The sequence below is a fragment of the Lentiprolixibacter sp. genome, assembly GCF_982873095.1.
On the sequence record NZ_CEYNTP010000293.1, the window covers coordinates 1 to 3082 of the forward strand.

At 46.6% G+C, this 3082-nt stretch carries 2 protein-coding genes; both read left to right on the top strand.

What is annotated here, in order from left to right; all coding sequences use genetic code 11:
* The first annotated feature begins 162 nt into the window (after positions 1-162).
* Positions 163-1113, top strand: coding sequence for a calcium/sodium antiporter (locus AC4E7D_RS13390; protein WP_490174287.1), 951 nt, complete (start codon positions 163-165; stop codon positions 1111-1113).
* A 55-nt stretch (positions 1114-1168) separates the two neighbouring features.
* The coding region (locus tag AC4E7D_RS13395; protein ID WP_490174288.1) for a carbohydrate binding family 9 domain-containing protein at positions 1169-3082 on the top strand (1914 nt) is incomplete at its 3' end.

Consider the following 3082-nt stretch of genomic DNA (forward strand, 5'->3'; position numbering starts at 1 on the left):
GATTTTTATCAGCAAAGTTGTTTTGAAAAGGGTACCGATGTTAGCGGATTTTTGCCACAGGGAACTGACACATGTCATTGTAGATGCCCTGCTTCCTTTACACATTTGTGGGGTGGGAGGCATGTATGTAGTCGGGCAAATCCCAACGCAACCAAGGAAGGTATGAGTGATTTGACATTTTTGATCCTGGGAATATTCGGACTTTGGGTAGGGACCGAGTTTGCTATTAACAGTGCGGTTCGTATCGGTAGGTATTTCAGGCTCTCTGAACTTTTTATCGGCCTGACCTTTATGGCTTTTGGAACGGATTTACCCGAGTTAATGGTAGCTATAGAAGGATCGATCTATAACCTGAAAGGGGCTGATGTTTCAGGTGTCATTACGGGCAATGCAATAGGCAGTTCTATTTGTCAGATCAGCATAGTTGTTGGGGTAATCGCCTTATTTTATTTTGTTACCGTAGGCAAGATCCAGATGCGACAATTGGCGGTGGAACTTATCGGTTCCATTATACTGCTTTCCCTGGTGGCTTTTGATTTTGTTATTACCTGGAACGACGGTGCCTTGCTGCTTATCGCCTTCCTGATGTATATCTATACTTTATTCCAGAGGGAACGAAGAAGGAGGAAAAAAGAGGAGGAGGTACGGGAAAAGCTCCGGCCGGGTATCTGGTTCCATTTTGTTTTTCTGGCCGGAAGCCTGGCTATTGTTATCATGAGTTCCAGTGTGGTACTGGAACAGGCCATGGTTATCGCTGAAGCATGGGATATTGGTCAGACCTTTATCGGTTCCATACTCATTGGCCTGGGAACCAGCCTTCCGGAACTTGCCCTCTCCCTGAATGCCATTGCCAAGGGGCAGACCAGCCTGTCTGTGGGGAACATTGTGGGCAGCAATATATTTGACCTTCTGGTACCCCTGGGTGTGGGATCTTTGATTTCTGAGATTGAGGTGGATGTGAGCATCCTTCAGTTTGACCTGCCCGTGCTGTTTATCTGCAGTGTTATTTTTATTTGGTTCCTGATGCGTAAAAAGGGTATTCAAAGGCAGGAGGGACTTGTCCTGGTGATCCTCTACCTGGCCTATGCCTTTGGTAAAAATTTCCTCAACTAAGATGGTGGCTTTTCTCAATTTGAAACGAATTTGTTCTATCTTTCTTACTTGGCTTATGACTAGATATTTTTTCCTGTCTTTCTTGTCTTTTCTGCTTTTCCTTCCGGTCATGGCCCAGGAAACAGAAAGACCATCCCTGGCAGTCGGACAAATAACCGAAGCTATTCAGATTGACGGGGTACTCAACGAATCCGACTGGAAAAAGGCTCCTGTGCTTAGCAACTTCCTGACTACTGTACCCGAGGAAAAAGGCAAACCCTCTGCCAGCACCGAGGTAAGGGTGCTGGTTGATGAACGGAACATAATTATCGGAATAGACTGTAAGGATCAAAGGATTGAAGATATAGTACGTTTTTCCAAATTACGAGATGCGGATATTAGGGAGGAAGACCACGTCAAGGTGGTCCTGGATACGTTTCTTGATGGACAATCGGGCTACATACTGGCCGTCAACGCCCATGCCGCCCGTTATGATGCCCTGGTGTCTAACCGTGGGGAGTCTGAGAATGAGGATTGGGATGCGATCTGGAATGCAAGGGTAGCACTGTACGAGACTGGATGGACAGTCGAAATAATTCTACCTATACAGAGTATTTATTTCAATAAGAACATCGATCAGTGGGGGTTTAATGTTGAACGGAGAATTCAAAGGAATCAGGAAACCATCCGATGGGCCAATGTGCAGCGCGACCAGTTTTTTGGTCAGACCAGCAGGGCGGGATTACTTACTAACCTACCCAAATTCAGTTATGGGCTTGGACTAAACGTAAGGCCCTCCTTAGTGGGATCCCTCAACAAGGACGGCGCAGGTGCACCAACAAACACGAATTTCGAAACAAGCCTGGATGCCAGTCAGCGGCTAGGTCCTAACTTACTGGCTACACTGACGGTGAATACCGATTTTGCTGAGACGGAAGTGGATACCCGCCAAACAAATCTGACTCGTTTTCCATTATTCTTTCCTGAAAAACGTACATTTTTCCTTGAAGGATCCGATATATTTGAGTTTGGTTTCGGTACAGGCCGGAGTACAGTGCTTCCCTTTTTTAGTCGAAGGATCGGGCTTTTTGGCGCTAATCAGGTTCCCATAATTGCAGGAGGCAAGATAAACGGAAGGATTGGCAAGACCGCTATTGGCGGACTGGGCATTCGTACCAATTCCTTTGATTCAGATGGGCAACCCTATGATGCTACCAACATGGGGGTTATGCGGGTACGGCATAACGTTCTGGGCGAAAGCTCCATAGGAATGATCTCTACCTTCGGAGATCCATTGGGAAGGGAAGGGAGCTGGATGTCCGGTTTCGATTTTACTTATCAGACGACCCGTTTTGGGGGCGATAAGAATTTCATTGCCGGGGCCTGGGGACTTTATACCGAGAGGGAGGACCTTACGGAAGACCGGTCTGCTTTTGGTTTTAAAATTGATTACCCCAATGACAAATGGGATCTCTCCCTTACTTATGCAAGGATAGGAGAACAATTTGATCCCTCCCTGGGATTTGTCCCGAGAAAGGGGATAAGCAATACAAGGATTGGAGCTGTGTATGCCCCCAGACCTAAATGGCCTTTGGTGCGGCAAATGTTTCACCAGTTCTTCATCACCTATATCAAAAATATTCAGGGCGATTGGCAGTCGTATAGTGTTTTTACCGCGCCCATCAACTGGAGGTTAGAAAGTGGGGATCGTATTGAAGCCAACATCAGGCCGGTAGGGGAGAATATTATTGAACCTTTTGAAATTGCTGATAACGTTATCATACCAGTAGGGAAATACAATTTTATGAGGTACCGCCTGGAAGCGGAATTTGCGGCGAAAAGGCGTTTGAACGGACAGGCGACCTGGTGGTTTGGGTCCTTTTATGAGGGAACCCTGGATGAATTTCAACTTGAGTTAAATTGGATCCCTACCTCCTTGCTCGCCTTTGAGTTTAGTGGTCAGAGAAACGTTGCCAGACTTCCTTTTGGG

Bases quoted from the DNA above. Each gene is read 5' to 3' on its own strand.
- AC4E7D_RS13390 (WP_490174287.1), top strand. From the start codon at position 163: ATGAGTGATTTGACATTTTTGATCCTGGGAATATTCGGACTTTGGGTA.